Source organism: Enterobacter sp. BNK-8 (assembly GCF_048685095.1).
Taxonomy (GTDB): Bacteria; Pseudomonadota; Gammaproteobacteria; order Enterobacterales; family Enterobacteriaceae; genus Enterobacter; species Enterobacter quasiroggenkampii.
In genome coordinates this window covers 4,268,060-4,288,921 of sequence record NZ_JBLQTN010000001.1, presented here as the reverse complement: position 1 = coordinate 4,288,921, position 20,862 = coordinate 4,268,060, and the positions used below count along the sequence as shown (strand labels likewise).

Here is a 20,862-nt window from a genome sequence, read left to right as displayed (position 1 = left end):
GCACAAACCGCACGTAAACAATCATTCACAAAGCCAGGCAAACAGATTAATTTTATTCTCTGGTATAGTGCCATCAGGCCTTTGGAAGGATTCAACTATCGTGATGGGCGTAAGAGCACAACAAAAAGAGAAAACCCGGCGTTCGCTGGTGGAAGCCGCATTCAGTCAACTGAGTGCTGAGCGAAGTTTTGCCAGTTTGAGCCTGCGCGAAGTCGCACGTGAGGCCGGGATTGCGCCAACGTCCTTCTATCGTCACTTCCGTGATGTGGATGAACTGGGCCTGACCATGGTCGACGAGAGCGGTTTGATGCTGCGCCAGCTGATGCGCCAGGCGCGTCAGCGTATCGCCAAAGGGGGCAGCGTGATCCGTACCTCCGTGTCGACCTTTATGGAATTTATCGGCAATAACCCCAACGCGTTTCGTCTGCTTCTGCGCGAGCGTTCGGGCACGTCGGCGGCGTTTCGTGCCGCCGTCGCGCGCGAAATTCAGCACTTCATCGCGGAACTTGCCGACTATCTTGAACTCGAAAACCATATGCCGCGTGCGTTTACCGAAGCACAGGCCGAGGCGATGGTGACGATTGTTTTCAGCGCAGGTGCCGAAGCGCTGGATGTCAGCATTGAACAACGCAAGCAGCTTGAAGAGCGACTGGTATTGCAGCTCAGGATGATCTCCAAAGGCGCGTACTACTGGTATCGCCGTGAACAAGAGAAACTGGCACATCAAACCGAAGAGTGAAGGTGAGTAATGAAACAGTCAGGTCAGGATAAAGGGACGCTGTTGCTGGCATTGATCGCTGGCTTATCCATTAATGGTACGTTCGCCGCTATTTTTAGCTCCATCGTGCCGTTTTCGATTTTCCCGCTGATTGCGCTGGTGCTGACGGTGTACTGCCTGCATCAACGCTACCTGAACCGCACCATGCCGGTGGGGTTACCGGGGCTGGCCGCCGCCTGCTTTATTCTGGGCGTATTGTTGTACAGCACGGTGGTGCGCGCGGAGTATCCGGATATCGGCTCTAACTTCTTCCCTGCGGTACTGTCTGTGGCGCTGGTGTTCTGGATTGGCTCGCGCATGCGTAGCCGTAAAAGCCAGTTACCGGAATAAAGGTTTTTGTCATTGTAGGCCGGATAAGCGAAGCGCCATCCGGCTTTTTGGCAGGTGGCGCTTCGCTTACCTGCCCTACAAGGCCACATTACTTCGCCGTGAGCAGTACACCGCACTCCATATGGTGCGTATACGGGAACTGATCGAACAGCGCCAGACGTTCAACCTTGTGCGTCTGGCCTAACGTTTCCAGGTTCTTGCACAGCGTCTCCGGATTACAGGAGATGTACAAAATACGCGGGTACGCCTGCACCATCTTCTCGGTTTCGCTGTCCAGGCCACTGCGCGGCGGGTCGACAAAAATTGTCTCACACTGGTAGCTCTTCAGATCGATGCCTTCCAGACGGTTAAACTGGCGAACGCCGTTCATCGCCTGCGTGAACTCTTCTGCGGCCATACGAATGATCTGCACGTTGTCGATATGGTTGGCGGCAATGTTGTACTGCGCGGCGGCAACCGACGGTTTGGCGATTTCCGTTGCCAGGACGCGATCGAAGTTACGCGCCAGCGCCAGCGAGAAGTTGCCGTTACCGCAGTAGAGCTCAAGCAGATCGCCCGTTGATCCTTCCGTCGCCTTCAGCGCCCACTCCAGCATCTGCACGTTCATTGCAGCGTTCGGCTGGGTGAAGCTGTTCTCGACCTGACGATACACCATCTCTTTACCCGCCACCGGCAGACGCTCGTCGATGTAGTCCTGATCCAGCATGATTTTGGTTTTTGTCGCGCGGCCAATCAGGTGAACGTTGATGTTCTGCGCACGCAGCGCATCGCGCAGCGCTTCCGCCTGCTCGCGCCACTCGTCGTTCAGGGCTTTGTGGTACAGCAGGGAGACAATCGCCTGATTGCTTTGCGTGGTCAGGTAGTCAATCTGGAAAAGCTTGTTACGCAGTACCGGGTTGTTACGCACGCCGTCCATTATCAGCGTCATTAATTGGTTAATGAGCTCACTCGCTGCCGGGAAGCTGTCCACGCGGATACGGGACTTCGTCTGCTGATCGAAAATGATGTGGTACAGGTCGTCACCGTCATGCCAGATGCGAAACTCGGCACGCATGCGGTAGTGGCTGACAGGAGAGCGGAACACCTCGGGAACGGGCGCGTTGAAAGGCGTCATCATACTTTGCAGGCGGACAACTTTCTCTGCCAGCTGCGCGTCGTACTGTTCTGTCGGGAGGTGTTCTGGGGTCATGATGCGTCCTGAGTGATAAAGAATTACGCGGCGATTGTAGGGATTGTTCAGGGGATGTCCAGATTTAATGGCCAATAGCTGTCTGGACATCCATACGTGTCTAATTGTAGCATTCTGTTTCCGGTCTCCTGAGAGTGAAAAGGGAATCCAGTGTAAATCTGGAGCTGACGCGCAGCGGTAAAGACTGGCGGGATGAGCGTTGTAGACACTGTGAAAATGGGAAGTCTTCATCCTTATATAGCCACCTAGCCCGAAGACCTGCCGGGATCACGTCGCATTTGGTTTCATCATCGCGTGCTATCGATGAGGCCTGCGGCATCCTTCTTATATTGTGGATGCTTTAATAATGATTAAAAAAGTATCGCTGTTGACGGCGTTGTCCGTCACGGCATTTTCGGGCTGGGCGCAGGATAGCGCAGACTCGTTGGTGGTGACGGCAAATCGTTTTGAACAACCTGAAAAAACTATTCTGGCTGCAAACACGGTTGTTACGCGTGCCGATATTGATCGTTGGCAGTCAACCTCGCTCCTGGATGTTATGCGTCGCCTGCCCGGCGTGGATACGGCGCAAAATGGCGGGATGGGGCAACTCTCTTCTCTCTTTATCCGTGGCACCAACTCCAGCCACGTCCTGATCCTTGTTGACGGGATCCGCCTGAACCAGGCGGGCGTCACGGGGTCGTCCGATCTCAGCCAGTTCCCAATCTCCCTGGTACAGCGAATCGAATATGTTCGTGGACCGCGTTCGGCGGTATACGGCTCGGACGCGATCGGCGGCGTCGTAAACATTATTACCACTCGCGCGACGGACGGTACCACGCTGAATGCTGGCGTAGGCTCGCACGGCTACCAGAATTATGGTGGCAGTACTCAGCAAACACTGGGCGACAGCACGCGCGTCACGCTTGCGGGTGATTACACCTATACCAAAGGGTTTGATGTGGTTGCGGATGGCAACAATGGTGGCCTTGCCCAGACCGATCGCGACGGCTTTATGAATAAAACGCTCTACGGCGCACTGGATCACGCATTCTCAGACCAGTGGAGCGGTTTTGTTCGCGGCTTTGGCTACAGCAACCGTACTGCCTACGACGGTTACTACAGCTCATTTACCCCTGACGTACTGGTCGATACCCGCCAGCTTTATAGTCAGACCTGGGATGCAGGATTGCGCTTCAATGATGACATCTTCCATTCACAGCTGCTCACCAGCTATAGCCACAGCAAGGACTATAACTACGACCCGAATTTAGGCCGCTACGATTCGACAGCCACGCTGGATGAAATCAAGCAGTACAATGTCCAGTGGCTCAACTCCGTTGATGTTGGCCAAGGGAACATTGGCGCGGGCGTTGACTGGCAGAAGCAGAGCACCGAGCCGGGTACAAACTACGTGACCAACGGCTACGACCTGCGTAACACCGGCGTCTACCTGACCGGGCTGCAGCAGTTTGGTGACTTCACCCTGGAAGGGGCGGTTCGCAGCGATGACAACTCTCAGTTCGGTCGTCATGGCACCTGGCAAAGCAGTGCGGCCTGGGAGTTCGTGGAGGGTTACCGCTTCGTTGCTTCTTATGGTACGGCCTATAAAGCACCGAATCTGGGTCAACTCTATGGTTTCTATGGCAATGACCATCTTGATCCAGAAGAGAGCAAACAGTGGGAAGGTGCGTTTGAAGGCCTGACGGCAGGCGTGAGCTGGCGCGTATCCGGCTACCGTAATGACGTTGATAATCTCATCGACTTCGATAATAATCTCCAGCAATATTACAACGTCGGTAAAGCGCGCATTAAAGGTGTGGAAGCGACAGCATCGTTTGACACGGGGCCATTGACGCACACCGTTGGCTACGACTACGTGGATGCCCGCAATGCTGCAACCAACGAACTTCTGGACCGTCGTGCTAAGCAGCAGGTGAAATATCAGCTCGACACGCAGATCTATGATTTCGACTGGAGCCTGACTTATCACTATCTCGGTACGCGTTACGACACTGACTTTGGTACTTACCCGTCTGAGAAAGTAAAAATGGGCGGTGTAAGCCTGTGGGATGTCGCAGTTTCGTATCCTGTCACCTCACACCTTACAGTTCGTGGTAAAATAGCCAACCTGTTCGATAAAGATTACGAGACAGTTTATGGCTACCAAACTGCAGGACGGGAATACACCTTGTCTGGCAGCTACACCTTCTAATCCGCGTCCCACCGTGCTGGTGTTTGATTCCGGCGTCGGTGGGCTTTCGGTCTATGATGAGATTCGGCATCTCCTGCCGGATCTCCATTACATCTACGCCTTCGATAACGTCGCTTTCCCGTACGGGGAAAAGAGCGAAGATTTTATTGTCGAGCGCGTGGTGGAAATCGTCACTGCGGTACAAAAGCGCTATCCCCTTGCGCTGGCTGTCATCGCGTGTAACACGGCGAGCACCGTTTCTCTTCCCGCCCTGCGTGAAAAATTCCAGTTCCCGGTTGTGGGCGTCGTTCCTGCAATAAAGCCTGCCGCGCGTCTGACAGCGAACGGCATTGTGGGCTTGCTGGCCACGCGAGGCACGGTAAAGCGTCCTTATACCCGCGAGCTGATCGACCGTTTCGCTAATGAATGCCAGATTGCGATGCTCGGTTCGGCTGAGCTGGTGGAGATGGCGGAAGCGAAGCTGCATGGCAAGTCGGTATCACTCGACGAGCTGCGTCGTATTCTTCGTCCGTGGCTGAGGATGCCCGAACCCCCGGATACCGTTGTGCTGGGCTGTACCCACTTCCCGCTACTCCAGGAAGAGCTATTAGAGGTACTGCCGGAGGGGACGCGCCTGGTGGATTCCGGAGCGGCTATTGCCCGTCGTACGGCATGGTTGCTGGAGCATGAAGCCCCGGATGCGAAATCTACCGATGCGAATATCGCGTTTTGTATGGCGTTAACAAAAGAAACTGAACAACTTTTACCCGTTTTACGCCGTTATGGCTTTGAAACGCTCGAAAAACTGGCGCTATAGCACGGTTTTGAGCAAAAAAGAGACGGTTGAAAGTTTTTTTTAAAAGAGGGGTTGTCAACGTCTGAGAACTCCCTATAATGCGCCTCCACTGACACGGAACAACGGCTTACAGGCCGCCGGGTTAGCGGGGTTCAGAGATGAACGCCAACAGAGAAAAGCGAAAATAATCACTTGACTCTGAATGAGGAAAACGTAATATACGGGACCTCGCAACGGTGAGCTTAACGCCGCGTTGCAACTGCTCTTTAACAATTTATCAGACAATCTGTGTGGGCACTCAAAGTGACATGGATTCTTAATGTCTTCGGACAATAAATGAATACCAAGTCTCTGAGTGAACATACGTAATTCATTACGAAGTTTAATTCACGAGCATCAAACTTAAATTGAAGAGTTTGATCATGGCTCAGATTGAACGCTGGCGGCAGGCCTAACACATGCAAGTCGAGCGGTAACACAGGGAGCTTGCTCCTGGGTGACGAGCGGCGGACGGGTGAGTAATGTCTGGGAAACTGCCTGATGGAGGGGGATAACTACTGGAAACGGTAGCTAATACCGCATAACGTCGCAAGACCAAAGAGGGGGACCTTCGGGCCTCTTGCCATCAGATGTGCCCAGATGGGATTAGCTAGTAGGTGGGGTAACGGCTCACCTAGGCGACGATCCCTAGCTGGTCTGAGAGGATGACCAGCCACACTGGAACTGAGACACGGTCCAGACTCCTACGGGAGGCAGCAGTGGGGAATATTGCACAATGGGCGCAAGCCTGATGCAGCCATGCCGCGTGTATGAAGAAGGCCTTCGGGTTGTAAAGTACTTTCAGCGGGGAGGAAGGCGGTGAGGTTAATAACCTCACCGATTGACGTTACCCGCAGAAGAAGCACCGGCTAACTCCGTGCCAGCAGCCGCGGTAATACGGAGGGTGCAAGCGTTAATCGGAATTACTGGGCGTAAAGCGCACGCAGGCGGTCTGTCAAGTCGGATGTGAAATCCCCGGGCTCAACCTGGGAACTGCATTCGAAACTGGCAGGCTAGAGTCTTGTAGAGGGGGGTAGAATTCCAGGTGTAGCGGTGAAATGCGTAGAGATCTGGAGGAATACCGGTGGCGAAGGCGGCCCCCTGGACAAAGACTGACGCTCAGGTGCGAAAGCGTGGGGAGCAAACAGGATTAGATACCCTGGTAGTCCACGCCGTAAACGATGTCGACTTGGAGGTTGTGCCCTTGAGGCGTGGCTTCCGGAGCTAACGCGTTAAGTCGACCGCCTGGGGAGTACGGCCGCAAGGTTAAAACTCAAATGAATTGACGGGGGCCCGCACAAGCGGTGGAGCATGTGGTTTAATTCGATGCAACGCGAAGAACCTTACCTACTCTTGACATCCAGAGAACTTTCCAGAGATGGATTGGTGCCTTCGGGAACTCTGAGACAGGTGCTGCATGGCTGTCGTCAGCTCGTGTTGTGAAATGTTGGGTTAAGTCCCGCAACGAGCGCAACCCTTATCCTTTGTTGCCAGCGGTTAGGCCGGGAACTCAAAGGAGACTGCCAGTGATAAACTGGAGGAAGGTGGGGATGACGTCAAGTCATCATGGCCCTTACGAGTAGGGCTACACACGTGCTACAATGGCGCATACAAAGAGAAGCGACCTCGCGAGAGCAAGCGGACCTCATAAAGTGCGTCGTAGTCCGGATTGGAGTCTGCAACTCGACTCCATGAAGTCGGAATCGCTAGTAATCGTAGATCAGAATGCTACGGTGAATACGTTCCCGGGCCTTGTACACACCGCCCGTCACACCATGGGAGTGGGTTGCAAAAGAAGTAGGTAGCTTAACCTTCGGGAGGGCGCTTACCACTTTGTGATTCATGACTGGGGTGAAGTCGTAACAAGGTAACCGTAGGGGAACCTGCGGTTGGATCACCTCCTTACCTTAAAGAACCTGCCTTTGCAGTGCTCACACAGATTGTCTGATGAAAAAACAGCAGTAAAAATCTCTGCAGGCTTGTAGCTCAGGTGGTTAGAGCGCACCCCTGATAAGGGTGAGGTCGGTGGTTCAAGTCCACTCAGGCCTACCAAACTCCTTTTAAAGGATGAGCGGTACAGAGATTGCAAAACGATGGGGCTATAGCTCAGCTGGGAGAGCGCCTGCTTTGCACGCAGGAGGTCTGCGGTTCGATCCCGCATAGCTCCACCATCTTTTACTGCGAACCCAAGAAAACTTCAGAGTGAACCTGAAAAGGTGCACTGCGAAGTTTTGCTCTTTAAAAATCTGGATCAAGCTGAAAATTGAAACGACACATCTTTAAGGTGTGTTCGAGTCTCTCAAATTTTCGCAATCAGAAGTGAAACATCTTCGGGTTGTGAGGTTAAGCGACTAAGCGTACACGGTGGATGCCCTGGCAGTCAGAGGCGATGAAGGACGTGCTAATCTGCGAAAAGCGCCGGCGAGGTGATATGAACCTTTGACCCGGCGATGTCCGAATGGGGAAACCCAGTGTGATTCGTCACACTATCGTTAACTGAATACATAGGTTAACGAGGCGAACCGGGGGAACTGAAACATCTAAGTACCCCGAGGAAAAGAAATCAACCGAGATTCCCCCAGTAGCGGCGAGCGAACGGGGAGCAGCCCAGAGTCTGAATCAGCTTGTGTGTTAGTGGAAGCGTCTGGAAAGTCGCACGGTACAGGGTGACAGTCCCGTACACGAAAGCACACAGGTTGTGAACTCGAAGAGTAGGGCGGGACACGTGGTATCCTGTCTGAATATGGGGGGACCATCCTCCAAGGCTAAATACTCCTGACTGACCGATAGTGAACCAGTACCGTGAGGGAAAGGCGAAAAGAACCCCGGCGAGGGGAGTGAAAAAGAACCTGAAACCGTGTACGTACAAGCAGTGGGAGCACCCTTGTGGTGTGACTGCGTACCTTTTGTATAATGGGTCAGCGACTTATATTCTGTAGCAAGGTTAACCGTATAGGGGAGCCGAAGGGAAACCGAGTCTTAACTGGGCGTTAAGTTGCAGGGTATAGACCCGAAACCCGGTGATCTAGCCATGGGCAGGTTGAAGGTTGGGTAACACTAACTGGAGGACCGAACCGACTAATGTTGAAAAATTAGCGGATGACTTGTGGCTGGGGGTGAAAGGCCAATCAAACCGGGAGATAGCTGGTTCTCCCCGAAAGCTATTTAGGTAGCGCCTCGTGAACTCATCTTCGGGGGTAGAGCACTGTTTCGGCTAGGGGGCCATCCCGGCTTACCAACCCGATGCAAACTACGAATACCGAAGAATGTTATCACGGGAGACACACGGCGGGTGCTAACGTCCGTCGTGAAGAGGGAAACAACCCAGACCGCCAGCTAAGGTCCCAAAGTCATGGTTAAGTGGGAAACGATGTGGGAAGGCACAGACAGCCAGGATGTTGGCTTAGAAGCAGCCATCATTTAAAGAAAGCGTAATAGCTCACTGGTCGAGTCGGCCTGCGCGGAAGATGTAACGGGGCTAAACCATGCACCGAAGCTGCGGCAGCGACGCTTATGCGTTGTTGGGTAGGGGAGCGTTCTGTAAGCCGTTGAAGGTGTGCTGTGAGGCATGCTGGAGGTATCAGAAGTGCGAATGCTGACATAAGTAACGATAAAGCGGGTGAAAAGCCCGCTCGCCGGAAGACCAAGGGTTCCTGTCCAACGTTAATCGGGGCAGGGTGAGTCGACCCCTAAGGCGAGGCCGAAAGGCGTAGTCGATGGGAAACAGGTTAATATTCCTGTACTTGGTGTTACTGCGAAGGGGGGACGGAGAAGGCTATGTTAGCCGGGCGACGGTTGTCCCGGTTTAAGCATGTAGGCGGAGGTTCCAGGTAAATCCGGTACCTTTTAACGCTGAGGTGTGATGACGAGGCACTACGGTGCTGAAGTAACAAATGCCCTGCTTCCAGGAAAAGCCTCTAAGCATCAGGTAACATCAAATCGTACCCCAAACCGACACAGGTGGTCAGGTAGAGAATACCAAGGCGCTTGAGAGAACTCGGGTGAAGGAACTAGGCAAAATGGTGCCGTAACTTCGGGAGAAGGCACGCTGATATGTAGGTGAAGCCCCTGCGGGTGGAGCTGAAATCAGTCGAAGATACCAGCTGGCTGCAACTGTTTATTAAAAACACAGCACTGTGCAAACACGAAAGTGGACGTATACGGTGTGACGCCTGCCCGGTGCCGGAAGGTTAATTGATGGGGTTAGCGGCAACGCGAAGCTCTTGATCGAAGCCCCGGTAAACGGCGGCCGTAACTATAACGGTCCTAAGGTAGCGAAATTCCTTGTCGGGTAAGTTCCGACCTGCACGAATGGCGTAATGATGGCCAGGCTGTCTCCACCCGAGACTCAGTGAAATTGAACTCGCTGTGAAGATGCAGTGTACCCGCGGCAAGACGGAAAGACCCCGTGAACCTTTACTATAGCTTGACACTGAACACTGGTCCTTGATGTGTAGGATAGGTGGGAGGCTTTGAAGCGTGGACGCCAGTCTGCGTGGAGCCGTCCTTGAAATACCACCCTTTAATGGCTGGTGTTCTAACGTAGACCCGTAATCCGGGTTGCGGACAGTGTCTGGTGGGTAGTTTGACTGGGGCGGTCTCCTCCCAAAGAGTAACGGAGGAGCACGAAGGTTAGCTAATCCTGGTCGGACATCAGGAGGTTAGTGCAATGGCATAAGCTAGCTTGACTGCGAGAGTGACGGCTCGAGCAGGTGCGAAAGCAGGTCATAGTGATCCGGTGGTTCTGAATGGAAGGGCCATCGCTCAACGGATAAAAGGTACTCCGGGGATAACAGGCTGATACCGCCCAAGAGTTCATATCGACGGCGGTGTTTGGCACCTCGATGTCGGCTCATCACATCCTGGGGCTGAAGTAGGTCCCAAGGGTATGGCTGTTCGCCATTTAAAGTGGTACGCGAGCTGGGTTTAGAACGTCGTGAGACAGTTCGGTCCCTATCTGCCGTGGGCGCTGGAGAATTGAGGGGGGCTGCTCCTAGTACGAGAGGACCGGAGTGGACGCATCACTGGTGTTCGGGTTGTCATGCCAATGGCACTGCCCGGTAGCTAAATGCGGAAAAGATAAGTGCTGAAAGCATCTAAGCACGAAACTTGCCCCGAGATGAGTTCTCCCTGAGACTTTAAGTCTCCTGAAGGAACGTTGAAGACGACGACGTTGATAGGTCGGGTGTGTAAGCGCAGCGATGCGTTGAGCTAACCGATACTAATGAACCGTGAGGCTTAACCTTACAACGCCGAAGATGTTTTGGCGACGAGACGAACAATCAAAATTCAGCCTTGATACAGATGAACAGAATTTGCCTGGCGGCTTTAGCGCGGTGGTCCCACCTGACCCCATGCCGAACTCAGAAGTGAAACGCCGTAGCGCCGATGGTAGTGTGGGGTCTCCCCATGTGAGAGTAGGGAACTGCCAGGCATCAAATTAAGTAGTAAGCCGGTGCATTAATCCGGTGGTTACAAGCAGTCTTCGGTGGAGCGGTAGTTCAGTCGGTTAGAATACCTGCCTGTCACGCAGGGGGTCGCGGGTTCGAGTCCCGTCCGTTCCGCCACTTATTAAGACATTAAGCCTGCCTTACTGGCAGGCTTAATGGCAAAAAACTTTAGGGGCGTAGCTCAGTTGGTAGAGCACCGGTCTCCAAAACCGGGTGTCGCGAGTTCGAGTCTCTCCGCCCCTGCCATATATAATCCTTTGCTTCGGCAAAGGATTTTTTTTTGCCCGTAATCCTGTAAAAACGCCTCTTCTTACTATTCAGCCAGCATTCCTGCTGGCTGATGTATCAATCCATTACATTGATTTTTAACAGATCTTTTATCTGTGACTGCTTATCACTGTTTTGCAGCCAAATCGCATACAGCGGTCTGGTAAGCGTGGTGGAATCCAACACCGTATGCAGCCCCGCTTTAGTGTCTGCCCAGCGAACAGGTAACCAGGTACAACCTCTCAGCAAGGGCAGTTGCTGACAGGCGATCTCCGCAGAGCTGGTCGTTAACTGTGGAACATCATCAGGTGCAATCAATCCCGTCTCATGCTGCTGAAAATCTGGCCCCCATTCGAGGCGCAAATAGGTCAGGTCTGCCTTCATCATCGACGGTTCAGAGGCATACAGCGCCAGGCCAAACTGACCGACGATCTGGCTGCTAAATTCGTCCATCTTGGGGGCTTCGGTTGTGATCAGAAGATCAAGCTGACGCTCATGAAGTTGCTTAACCAGCGACTGCCGTTGCGCAATCCTGGCTTCAAATTGCAGGTGGCTATGAGATTGATAAAGCCGGGTAAGCCACTGACTTAGCATACATTCCCACAGGGAAGCGCTGGCCCCTATCGAGAACTCATTATGCCTCGAAGTATGTGCAACCTCTTTGCGTGCCGCCTGCCAGGTATTCATCAGCGTTTCTGCGTACGGCAGCAGTTTTTCACCGGCGGGCGTGAGGCGAATATTGTTGCGATGGCGGGTAAAAAGATTCACACCCAGTTGATTTTCCAGCTGTCGAATACGAAAACTGACTGCTGACTGCGTCAGGTAAAGGGCTTCCGCTGCTCGCCCAAAGTGGCGTGTTCTGCTCACTTCAAGGAAAGTTTTAAGCAATTCCGTATCCACATCTTTCTCCGCAAAATTATTTGTCGTTATGATTTAAATGTTTTGTTTTACACTCTGTCAAGCGTAACTAATACTCCGCGCCATAAATAGCTCGGCCAAAGAATTAGGAGCGTGTAGGATGGCGGAAAGCTTTACGACGACTAATCGTTTTTTCGACAATAAACATTATCCGCGCGGGTTCTCTCGTCACGGCGATTTCACCATCAAAGAAGCTCAACTGCTTGAGCGCCATGGTTATGCCTTTAACGAGCTGGATCTGGGTAAGCGTGAACCTGCAACCGAAGACGAAAAACAGTTTGTTTCTGTTTGCCGTGGTGAGCGTGAGCCGCAGTCTGAAGCGGAACGTGTGTGGATCAAGTATATGGCACGCATTAAGCGTCCAAAGCGCTTCCATACGCTGTCTGGCGGTAAGCCGCAGATGGAAGGTGCAGAAGACTACACCGAGTCTGATGACTAAGATGATAAGAAGGGGCTACGGCCCCTTTTTTTATGCTAGCAACTTCTGCAGATGCAGCAGCAAACGATCGATAGCGCGATAGCTCAGCGCCTCCTGCAAGTGTTTCCTCTCAATGTCAGTACATCCCTCCACGTCAGCAATGGTTCTGGCCACTTTTAGCAAACGCTGCCACGCACGTATAGATAGCCCAAAGCGCGTCAACGTCTCCTCCAGCCATACCGCATCCTCACTGTTAAGGGCACAAAACTGCCGGATCCCGGCATTATCCAGCCGCGCGTTTAGCCTGTTCTGGCGAGTGTACTGTCGTGCCTGGGCGGCGATCACCCGCTCGCGTACCTTCGCAGAGCTTTCACCCGTGATGCCCGTCTGCCTGAGGAGGCCCGGAGGAGGAAGCGGGATTTCGAGAGATAAATCGAAACGGTCGAGGAACGGACCGGATAACTTTCCCAGATAGCGCAGCGTCTGCTCCGGCGTACAGCGGTTATGGTTGCCCTGGTAGTGGCCCGTCGGGCTGGGATTCATCGCAGCGACCAGTTGAAACTGCGCGGGATAGCTTATTTTGGCCCGAGTGCGCGAGATATGTATTTCGCCAGATTCAATAGGTTCTCTCAGCGCATCCAGCACGCGGCGCTCAAACTCGGGCAGCTCATCGAGAAACAGAATGCCATTGTGCGCCAGTGAGATCTCTCCCGGGCCGGGGATAGACCCGCCGCCGACCATCGCCGTCAGTGAAGCGCTATGATGCGGGGAACGAAAAGGACGACGGCGCCACTGTTTTTGCAACGATGCAGAACTGATGAGGCTATAGATGGCAGCGCTTTCCAGCGCTTCATGGTTATTGAGCGGTGGAAGTAACCCACTCAGCCTGCTCGCCAGCATCGTTTTCCCCGTACCTGGCGGGCCAATCAACAGAAGATTGTGTCCACCTGCGGCCGTAATCTCCAGCGCCCGCTTCCCTTGCTCCTGCCCCATAATCTCGCTGAGATCCTCCGGGACGTCGGCTATAACCTCGTCACACTCCTCCGGTTCGGACAGTTCATGCCGTCCTTCCAGCCAGGCACAAACTTCCTGTAAATGTCCCGCGATGAGGCATCCTTTTTCCGCGATAAGACTCACTTCTGATGCGTTTTCATTGGCCACAATGATTTGCCGGCCTGATCGTATGGCCTCCAGCGCTCCCGATATCGCGCCGGGAACGCCTCTCAGCGCGCCTGTGAGCGCGAGTTCACCCACGAACTCATACGAGCCTAGCCTTGTCGTATTAAGCTGCTCAGAAGCCGCGAGAAGGGCAATTGCGATAGGTAAATCGTATCGTCCCCCTTCTTTAGGCAGGTCGGCGGGAGCAAGGTTGATGGTGATCTTCTTCGCAGGGAAGGTATAACCGCTATTTATTATTGCGCTACGGACGCGATCCCTGGCTTCTTTAACCGTCGTTTCAGGTAACCCGACAAGCGTGAGTCCGGGCAGTCCATTACTCAAATGCACCTCTACGGAAACAAGCGGTGCCTTTACCCCGAGGGCCGCACGCGTATAAACAACTGACAGTGACATTTGCACTACCTCCTGGTGTGACTATGCCAGTGCTCGTTATGTTTGTTTACTGCAATTTCGTGAATTTACGCCGCATGTTCAGGTATTTTAATGGCGCATTGCAACAATTTCATAATCGTGGAAAGCTCCTCGCAGAACGAAAAAATCCTGTTTTGACGGTTAGCACCACAGTAAAAAAATGAAAAATATTCATTTTCTAATTTCCGTATATAAAACAACGCTTTTAAGAAATATGATTCGCGGGCTAACCAAATCCGTCATAAATAAATCTTGTGTTTAATTTGAAAACTGTGATAACTCTTTAGGTATTCCTTCGAACAAGATGCAAAAAGAACTGAAAATGACAGCCCTTCTACGAGTGATTAGCCTGGTCGTGATTAGCGTGGTGGTGATTATTATCCCACCGTGCGGGGCTGCACTTGGACGAGGAAAGGCTTAGAAATCAAGCCTTAACGAACTAAGACCCCCGCACCGAAAGGTCCGGGGTTTTTTTATGACTAAAAAACGCAGATGAGGAGCAGAGAATGACGACTAGCACAAAATTCTGTTTCTCCCGATTTATGACGGGGAACTAACTATGAATGGGGCACAGTGGGTAGTACATGCGTTGCGCGCGCAGGGAGTCGAGACAGTATTCGGTTATCCGGGTGGCGCAATTATGCCGATTTACGATGCACTGTATGACGGCGGCGTGGAACATCTCTTGTGCCGACACGAGCAGGGCGCAGTGATGGCGGCCATTGGCTACGCCCGCGCGACCGGTAAAACCGGCGTGTGTATGGCGACGTCAGGCCCTGGCGCAACTAACCTGATCACCGGCCTGGCTGACGCGCTGCTGGATTCTGTTCCCGTTGTCGCCATCACCGGGCAGGTGGCGTCTCCGTTCATCGGTACCGACGCTTTTCAGGAGGTCGATGTACTGGGTTTATCGCTGGCCTGCACCAAACACAGTTTCCTCGTTCAGTCACTGGAAGAGCTGCCACGCGTCATGGCTGAAGCATTCGAGGTAGCCAGCTCTGGCCGCCCTGGCCCGGTTCTGGTGGATATCCCGAAAGATATCCAGGTCGCACTCGGCGTACTGGAGCCGCACTTCTCCACCGTTGGAAGCGACGACGCGTTTCCGCATGCGGCAGTTGAAGAGGCGCGTCAGATGCTGGCGCAGGCAAAACAGCCGATGCTGTACGTGGGCGGTGGCGTAGGCATGGCGCAGGCCGTTCCCGCCCTGCGTGAATTTATTGCGGTAACGCAAATGCCTGCCACCTGCACGCTGAAAGGGTTGGGTGCGGTAGATGCAGACTACCCGTACTATCTGGGCATGCTCGGGATGCACGGCACTAAAGCGGCAAACCTGGCGGTGCAGGCGTGCGATCTGCTCATCGCCGTCGGTGCCCGTTTTGACGACCGCGTTACCGGCAAGCTGAATACCTTCGCGCCGAACGCCAAAGTGATCCATATGGACATCGACCCGGCGGAGATGAACAAGCTGCGTCAGGCGCACGTCGCGCTGCAGGGCGATCTCAACGCGCTGTTACCGGCATTGCAGCAGCCGCTGGATATCAACGCATGGCGTCAGCACACCGCCGATATGCGCGCTGAACACGCCTGGCGTTACGATCATCCGGGCGAGGCCATCTACGCGCCGCTGCTGTTGAAGCAGTTGTCCGACCGTAAACCGGCAAACAGCGTGGTGACGACCGATGTCGGCCAGCATCAGATGTGGTCAGCCCAGCATATGACCTACACCCGTCCGGAGAACTTCATCACGTCCAGCGGGTTAGGGACGATGGGCTTCGGTCTGCCAGCCGCCGTTGGCGCACAGGTTGCCCGCCCGAACGATACCGTAATCTGTATCTCCGGTGACGGCTCCTTCATGATGAACGTTCAGGAGCTCGGCACCGTTAAGCGCAAGCAGTTACCGCTGAAAATCGTCTTGCTCGACAACCAGCGTTTAGGGATGGTTCGCCAGTGGCAACAGCTGTTCTTCCAGGAGCGTTACAGCGAAACGACCCTTACCGATAACCCCGATTTCCTCACGCTGGCCAGCGCTTTTGGCATCCCTGGTCAGCACATCACCCGTAAAGATCAGGTTGAAGCGGCGCTCGACACCATGCTGAACAGCGAGGGGCCTTACCTGCTTCATGTCTCAATCGACGAACTCGAGAACGTCTGGCCGCTGGTACCGCCTGATGCCAGTAACTCACAAATGATGGAGAAATTATCATGATGCAGCATCAGGTCGCCGTACAGGCTCGCTTCAACCCGGAAACCTTAGAACGCGTTTTGCGTGTGGTGCGTCATCGTGGTTTTCAGATTTGCTCTATGAATATGGAGACGGCCACTGACGCCCAAAATATCAGTATCGAATTAACCGTTGCCAGCCCGCGGTCGGTCGACTTACTGTTTAGTCAGTTATCAAAGCTGGTAGACGTTGCCCATGTTGCCATCTGCCAGAGCACAACCACATCACAACAAATCCGCGCTTAAGCGTGACAGGACGAAAAAATGACGACAAAAAAAGCTGATTACATTTGGTTCAACGGTGAGATGGTTCGCTGGGAGGACGCGAAGGTCCACGTGATGTCCCACGCACTGCATTATGGTACCTCCGTGTTTGAAGGCATCCGCTGCTACGATTCTCACAAAGGGCCAGTGGTGTTCCGCCATCGCGAACACATGCAGCGTCTGCATGACTCAGCCAAAATTTATCGTTTCCCGGTATCTCAGAGCGTGGATGAGCTGATGGAAGCCTGTCGCGACGTGATCCGTAAGAACAACCTGACCAGCGCCTATATTCGTCCGCTGGTGTTTGTGGGCGACGTCGGTATGGGCGTGAACCCGCCCGCTGGCTATACCACGGATGTGATCATTGCCGCGTTCCCGTGGGGGGCTTATCTGGGTGCAGAAGCCCTGGAACAGGGGATCGACGCAATGGTCTCTTCCTGGAACCGCGTTGCACCAAACACCATCCCGACCGCCGCGAAAGCAGGCGGTAACTACCTTTCTTCCCTGCTGGTCGGCAGCGAAGCACGCCGTCACGGCTACCAGGAAGGTATCGCGCTCGATGTAAATGGCTACATCTCCGAAGGCGCAGGTGAAAACCTGTTTGAAGTGAAAGACGGCATTCTGTTTACGCCGCCGTTCACCTCGTCCGCGCTGCCGGGTATCACCCGTGACGCCATCATCAAGCTGGCGAAAGACCTCGGTATCGAAGTGCGCGAGCAGGTGCTGTCCCGCGAATCCCTCTACCTGGCCGATGAAGTATTTATGTCCGGTACCGCGGCTGAAATCACGCCGGTACGCAGCGTAGACGGTATCCAGGTGGGCGAAGGCCGCTGTGGCCCGGTCACCAAACGCATTCAGCAAGCGTTCTTTGGCCTCTTCACCGGCGAAACAGAAGATAAATACGGCTGGTTGGATCAGGTTAATCACTAAATATAAATTTGGGACGGCACGCACCGTCCCATTACATAGTCAGACGGGAGTAAATAAAGCATGCCTAAGTATCGTTCAGCCACCACCACCCACGGCCGTAACATGGCGGGTGCCCGCGCACTGTGGCGCGCCACCGGAATGACCGACGCCGATTTCGGCAAGCCAATTATCGCCGTGGTGAACTCCTTCACCCAGTTCGTACCGGGCCATGTGCACCTGCGCGATCTGGGTAAGCTGGTTGCCGAGCAAATCGAGGCCTCCGGCGGCGTGGCGAAAGAGTTCAACACCATTGCGGTGGATGACGGTATCGCGATGGGCCACGGGGGCATGCTCTATTCACTGCCGTCGCGCGAGCTGATCGCCGACTCGGTGGAGTACATGGTTAACGCCCACTGCGCCGATGCGATGGTCTGTATCTCCAACTGCGACAAAATCACCCCGGGGATGCTGATGGCCTCCCTGCGTCTGAACATTCCGGTGATCTTCGTCTCCGGTGGCCCAATGGAAGCGGGGAAAACCAAGCTCTCCGACAAAATCATCAAGCTCGACCTAGTCGATGCGATGATTCAGGGTGCGGATCCGAAGGTTTCTGACGAGCAGAGCGATCAGGTGGAACGCTCCGCGTGTCCGACCTGCGGCTCCTGTTCCGGTATGTTCACGGCTAACTCCATGAACTGTCTGACCGAAGCGCTGGGTCTGTCTCAGCCGGGCAACGGCTCGCTGCTGGCGACCCATGCCGATCGTAAGCAGCTGTTCCTCAATGCCGGTAAACGTATCGTTGAGCTGACCAAACGCTACTACGAGCAGGACGACGCCAGCGCGCTGCCGCGCAGCATCGCCAGTAAAGCGGCATTCGAGAACGCCATGACCCTGGATATCGCCATGGGCGGTTCCACCAACACCGTTCTGCACCTGCTGGCCGCCGCGCAGGAAGCCGAAATCGACTTCACCATGAGCGACATCGACAAGCTCTCCCGTAAAGTGCCGCAGCTGTGTAAGGTCGCGCCAAGTACGCAGAAGTACCACATGGAAGACGTGCACCGTGCCGGTGGCGTCATCGGTATCCTCGGCGAGCTGGATCGCGCCGGGCTGCTGAACCGTGACGTGAAAAACGTGCTCGGCCTGACGCTGCCGGAATCGCTGGACCAGTACGACGTGATGCTGACTAAAGACGACGCGGTGAAAAAAATGTTCCGCGCCGGTCCTGCCGGTATTCGTACCACGCAGGCATTCTCGCAGGATTGCCGCTGGGACACCCTGGACGATGACCGCGCCGAAGGCTGCATCCGCTCGCTGGAACATGCCTACAGCAAAGACGGTGGCCTGGCCGTGCTGTACGGTAACTTTGCGGAAAATGGCTGCATCGTGAAGACCGCTGGCGTGGACGACAGCATCCTGAAATTCACCGGTCCGGCGAAAGTGTACGAAAGCCAGGATGAAGCGGTAGACGCCATCCTGGGCGGTAAAGTGGTGGAAGGCGACGTGGTGGTCATCCGTTATGAAGGGCCAAAAGGCGGCCCGGGTATGCAGGAGATGCTCTACCCAACCACTTTCCTGAAATCGATGGGCCTCGGTAAAGCCTGCGCGCTGATCACCGACGGGCGTTTCTCCGGCGGGACCTCTGGTCTCTCCATCGGTCACGTTTCGCCGGAAGCGGCAAGCGGCGGCAACATCGCCATCATCGAAGATGGTGACCTGATCGAAATCGACATTCCGAATCGCGGCATTCAGCTCAAGCTGAGCGATCAGGAGATCGCGGCCCGTCGTGAAGCGCAGGAAGCGCGCGGCGACAAAGCCTGGACGCCGAAAGACCGTCAGCGTGAAGTCTCCTTCGCCCTGCGCGCCTACGCGAGCCTTGCCACCAGTGCAGATAAAGGCGCGGTGCGCGATAAATCGAAACTTGGGGGCTAACGATGGCCGAGTCGCAACCCTTATCCGCCGCCCCTGAGGGGGCGGAGTACCTGAGAGCGGTGCTGCGCGCGCCGGTCTATGAAGCCGTGCAGGTCACCCCCCTGCAGAAAATGGAAAAACTCTCTTCGCGCCTCGACAACGTTATCCTGGTGAAGCGCGAAGACCGCCAGCCGGTGCACAGCTTTAAGCTACGCGGCGCCTACGCGATGATGGCCGGGCTGACCGACGAGCAAAAAGCGCGCGGCGTGATTACCGCTTCGGCAGGTAACCATGCGCAAGGCGTGGCGTTCTCGTCTGCTCGCCTGGGTCTGAAAGCGCTGATTGTGATGCCGGTTGCTACCGCAGACATCAAGGTCGACGCGGTGCGCGGTTTCGGCGGCGAAGTCTTACTCCACGGGGCCAACTTTGACGAAGCCAAAGCCAAAGCGATTGAGCTGGCGCAGCAGCAGGGGTTCACCTGGGTGCCGCCGTTCGACCACCCGATGGTGATTGCCGGGCAGGGGACGCTGGCGCTTGAACTGCTGCAGCAGGATGCCCATCTCGACCGCGTCTTTGTCCCGGTGGGCGGCGGCGGTTTAGCCGCAGGCGTGGCGGTGCTGATCAAACAGCTGATGCCGCAGATCAAAGTCATTGCCGTGGAAGCGGAAGACTCCGCCTGCCTGAAAGCGGCGCTGGAGGCCGGGCATCCGGTCGACCTGCCGCGCGTCGGGCTGTTTGCCGAGGGCGTGGCGGTGAAGCGTATTGGCGACGAAACGTTCCGCCTGTGCCGGGAATATCTCGACGATATCGTCACGGTGGACAGCGATGCCATCTGCGCGGCGATGAAAGATCTGTTCGAAGACGTGCGTGCGGTGGCGGAACCGTCCGGCGCGCTGGCGCTGGCGGGCATGAAAAAATACATCGCACAGCACAATATTCGCGGCGAGCGTCTGGCGCACGTGCTTTCCGGTGCCAATGTGAACTTCCACGGTCTTCGCTACGTGTCCGAGCGCTGCGAGCTGGGCGAACAGCGTGAAGCGCTGCTGGCGGTGACCATTCCGGAAGAGAAGGGCAGCTTCCTGAAGTTCTGTCAGCTGCTGGGCGGTCGTTCGGTGACGGAATTTAACTACCGTTTTGCCGATGCCAAAGATGCCTGCATTTTTGTCGGCGTGCGTCTGAGCCGTGGCGTGGAGGAGCGCAAAGAGATCCTCAACCTGCTGCATGAGGGCGGCTATAGCGTGGTCGATCTCTCCGACGATGAGATGGCGAAGCTGCACGTGCGTTACATGGTCGGTGGCCGTCCTTCGAAGCCGCTCAAAGAACGCCTGTTCAGCTTTGAATTCCCGGAATCGCCGGGCGCGCTGCTCAAGTTCCTGCACACGCTGGGCACGCACTGGAACATCTCTCTGTTCCACTACCGCAGCCACGGCACCGACTACGGGCGCGTGCTGGCGGCGTTTGAACTGGGCGAGCACGAGCCGGATTTCGAAACGCGGCTGAACGAGCTGGGCTATGAGTGTCACGACGAAACCCATAACCCCGCGTTCCGCTTCTTCCTGGCAGGCTAGTGGTAGAGCTGCGCGTAGGCCGGGTAAGCGTAGCGCCACCCG

15 protein-coding genes, 4 tRNA genes, 3 rRNA genes and 1 riboswitch are annotated in these 20,862 nt (G+C 54.9%); of the genes, 19 read left to right on the top strand and 3 right to left on the bottom strand.

The genetic code is table 11. From position 1 onward, the window contains the following. Window positions 1-100 precede the first annotated feature (100 nt). Both fabR and ACMGGU_RS20765 read left to right on the top strand, forming a co-directional pair. Window positions 101-739: an HTH-type transcriptional repressor FabR gene (gene fabR, locus ACMGGU_RS20770; protein ID WP_008501784.1), complete on the top strand. Its 639-nt coding sequence runs from the start codon at window positions 101-103 to the stop codon at window positions 737-739. Window positions 740-748: 9 nt separating this feature from the next. Next, a complete protein-coding gene (locus ACMGGU_RS20765) occupies window positions 749-1,108 on the top strand; it encodes a YijD family membrane protein (protein WP_008501783.1) in 360 nt (119 codons plus the stop codon). 88 nt (window positions 1,109-1,196) lie between these two features. On the opposite strand, the gene trmA is transcribed toward ACMGGU_RS20765, so the two are convergent. After that, the gene (trmA, locus tag ACMGGU_RS20760) at window positions 1,197-2,297 is read right to left on the bottom strand and encodes a tRNA (uridine(54)-C5)-methyltransferase TrmA (protein WP_023333837.1); all 1,101 of its coding nucleotides are present in this window, start codon (window positions 2,295-2,297) and stop codon (window positions 1,197-1,199) included. Between the two features lie 104 nt (window positions 2,298-2,401). Further along, window positions 2,402-2,578, top strand: a riboswitch (cobalamin riboswitch). A gap of 65 nt (window positions 2,579-2,643) precedes the next feature. Between trmA and btuB the strand changes: the two genes are divergently transcribed. The 9 genes from btuB to ACMGGU_RS20715 all read left to right on the top strand — a co-directional run bounded on the left by btuB (window position 2,644) and on the right by ACMGGU_RS20715 (window position 11,001). Beyond that, window positions 2,644-4,491, top strand: coding sequence for a TonB-dependent vitamin B12 receptor BtuB (gene btuB / locus ACMGGU_RS20755; protein WP_395299663.1), 1,848 nt, complete (start codon window positions 2,644-2,646; stop codon window positions 4,489-4,491). Then, entirely contained in the window at window positions 4,436-5,287 is an 852-nt protein-coding gene (murI, locus tag ACMGGU_RS20750; RefSeq protein WP_048028420.1) for a glutamate racemase, read from the top strand. Before btuB ends, murI begins: the two co-directional genes overlap by 56 nt. A gap of 383 nt (window positions 5,288-5,670) precedes the next feature. Beyond that, window positions 5,671-7,210: ribosomal RNA gene (locus ACMGGU_RS20745) — 16S ribosomal RNA — on the top strand. Between the two features lie 70 nt (window positions 7,211-7,280). Beyond that, window positions 7,281-7,357, top strand: a tRNA-Ile gene (locus ACMGGU_RS20740). A gap of 43 nt (window positions 7,358-7,400) precedes the next feature. Then, window positions 7,401-7,476 (top strand) — tRNA-Ala (locus ACMGGU_RS20735). 170 nt (window positions 7,477-7,646) lie between these two features. Further along, window positions 7,647-10,551: ribosomal RNA gene (locus ACMGGU_RS20730) — 23S ribosomal RNA — on the top strand. Window positions 10,552-10,623: 72 nt separating this feature from the next. After that, window positions 10,624-10,739: ribosomal RNA gene (rrf, locus tag ACMGGU_RS20725) — 5S ribosomal RNA — on the top strand. The 16S, 23S and 5S rRNA genes sit together here with 4 tRNA genes alongside, the layout of an rRNA operon. 56 nt (window positions 10,740-10,795) lie before the next feature. Further along, window positions 10,796-10,872, top strand: a tRNA-Asp gene (locus ACMGGU_RS20720). A 53-nt stretch (window positions 10,873-10,925) separates the two neighbouring features. After that, window positions 10,926-11,001: transfer RNA gene (locus ACMGGU_RS20715), tRNA-Trp, on the top strand. A 99-nt stretch (window positions 11,002-11,100) separates the two neighbouring features. Here the strand turns inward: ACMGGU_RS20715 and hdfR are convergent. Next, window positions 11,101-11,922: an HTH-type transcriptional regulator HdfR gene (hdfR, locus tag ACMGGU_RS20710; protein WP_032675646.1), complete on the bottom strand. Its 822-nt coding sequence runs from the start codon at window positions 11,920-11,922 to the stop codon at window positions 11,101-11,103. 118 nt (window positions 11,923-12,040) lie between these two features. On the opposite strand from hdfR, the gene ACMGGU_RS20705 reads away from it, so the two are divergent. Continuing rightward, window positions 12,041-12,379, top strand: coding sequence for a DUF413 domain-containing protein (locus ACMGGU_RS20705; RefSeq protein ID WP_008501577.1), 339 nt, complete (start codon window positions 12,041-12,043; stop codon window positions 12,377-12,379). Between the two features lie 30 nt (window positions 12,380-12,409). Here the strand turns inward: ACMGGU_RS20705 and ACMGGU_RS20700 are convergent, their stop codons facing one another. Continuing rightward, on the bottom strand, window positions 12,410-13,930 hold the full coding sequence (locus tag ACMGGU_RS20700; protein WP_262802648.1) for a YifB family Mg chelatase-like AAA ATPase: 1,521 nt from the start codon (window positions 13,928-13,930) through the stop codon (window positions 12,410-12,412). 340 nt (window positions 13,931-14,270) lie between these two features. Between ACMGGU_RS20700 and ilvL the strand changes: the two genes are divergently transcribed. The 7 genes from ilvL (at window position 14,271) to ilvA (ending at window position 20,820) form a co-directional block, all read left to right on the top strand. Continuing rightward, complete coding sequence (gene ilvL, locus ACMGGU_RS20695) at window positions 14,271-14,369, top strand: ilv operon leader peptide (protein ID WP_001311244.1); 99 nt, start codon at window positions 14,271-14,273, stop codon at window positions 14,367-14,369. Window positions 14,370-14,454: 85 nt separating this feature from the next. Then, window positions 14,455-14,505: a peptide IlvX gene (gene ilvX / locus ACMGGU_RS20690; RefSeq protein ID WP_166792073.1), complete on the top strand. Its 51-nt coding sequence runs from the start codon at window positions 14,455-14,457 to the stop codon at window positions 14,503-14,505. Window positions 14,506-14,507: 2 nt separating this feature from the next. Beyond that, window positions 14,508-16,154 (top strand): acetolactate synthase 2 catalytic subunit, encoded by a 1,647-nt coding sequence (gene ilvG, locus ACMGGU_RS20685; protein ID WP_420300874.1) that lies wholly within the window; start codon window positions 14,508-14,510, stop codon window positions 16,152-16,154. Then, window positions 16,151-16,414, top strand: a complete 264-nt coding sequence (ilvM, locus tag ACMGGU_RS20680; RefSeq protein WP_006179206.1) for an acetolactate synthase 2 small subunit — start codon at window positions 16,151-16,153, stop codon at window positions 16,412-16,414. Before ilvG ends, ilvM begins: the two co-directional genes overlap by 4 nt. 18 nt (window positions 16,415-16,432) lie before the next feature. Next, a complete protein-coding gene (gene ilvE, locus ACMGGU_RS20675; RefSeq protein WP_023309654.1) occupies window positions 16,433-17,362 on the top strand; it encodes a branched-chain-amino-acid transaminase in 930 nt (309 codons plus the stop codon). A 60-nt stretch (window positions 17,363-17,422) separates the two neighbouring features. After that, window positions 17,423-19,273, top strand: a complete 1,851-nt coding sequence (gene ilvD / locus ACMGGU_RS20670; RefSeq protein ID WP_045909248.1) for a dihydroxy-acid dehydratase — start codon at window positions 17,423-17,425, stop codon at window positions 19,271-19,273. A 2-nt stretch (window positions 19,274-19,275) separates the two neighbouring features. Further along, window positions 19,276-20,820 (top strand): threonine ammonia-lyase, biosynthetic, encoded by a 1,545-nt coding sequence (gene ilvA / locus ACMGGU_RS20665; protein WP_045909247.1) that lies wholly within the window; start codon window positions 19,276-19,278, stop codon window positions 20,818-20,820. The last annotated feature ends 42 nt before the right edge of the window (window positions 20,821-20,862 follow it).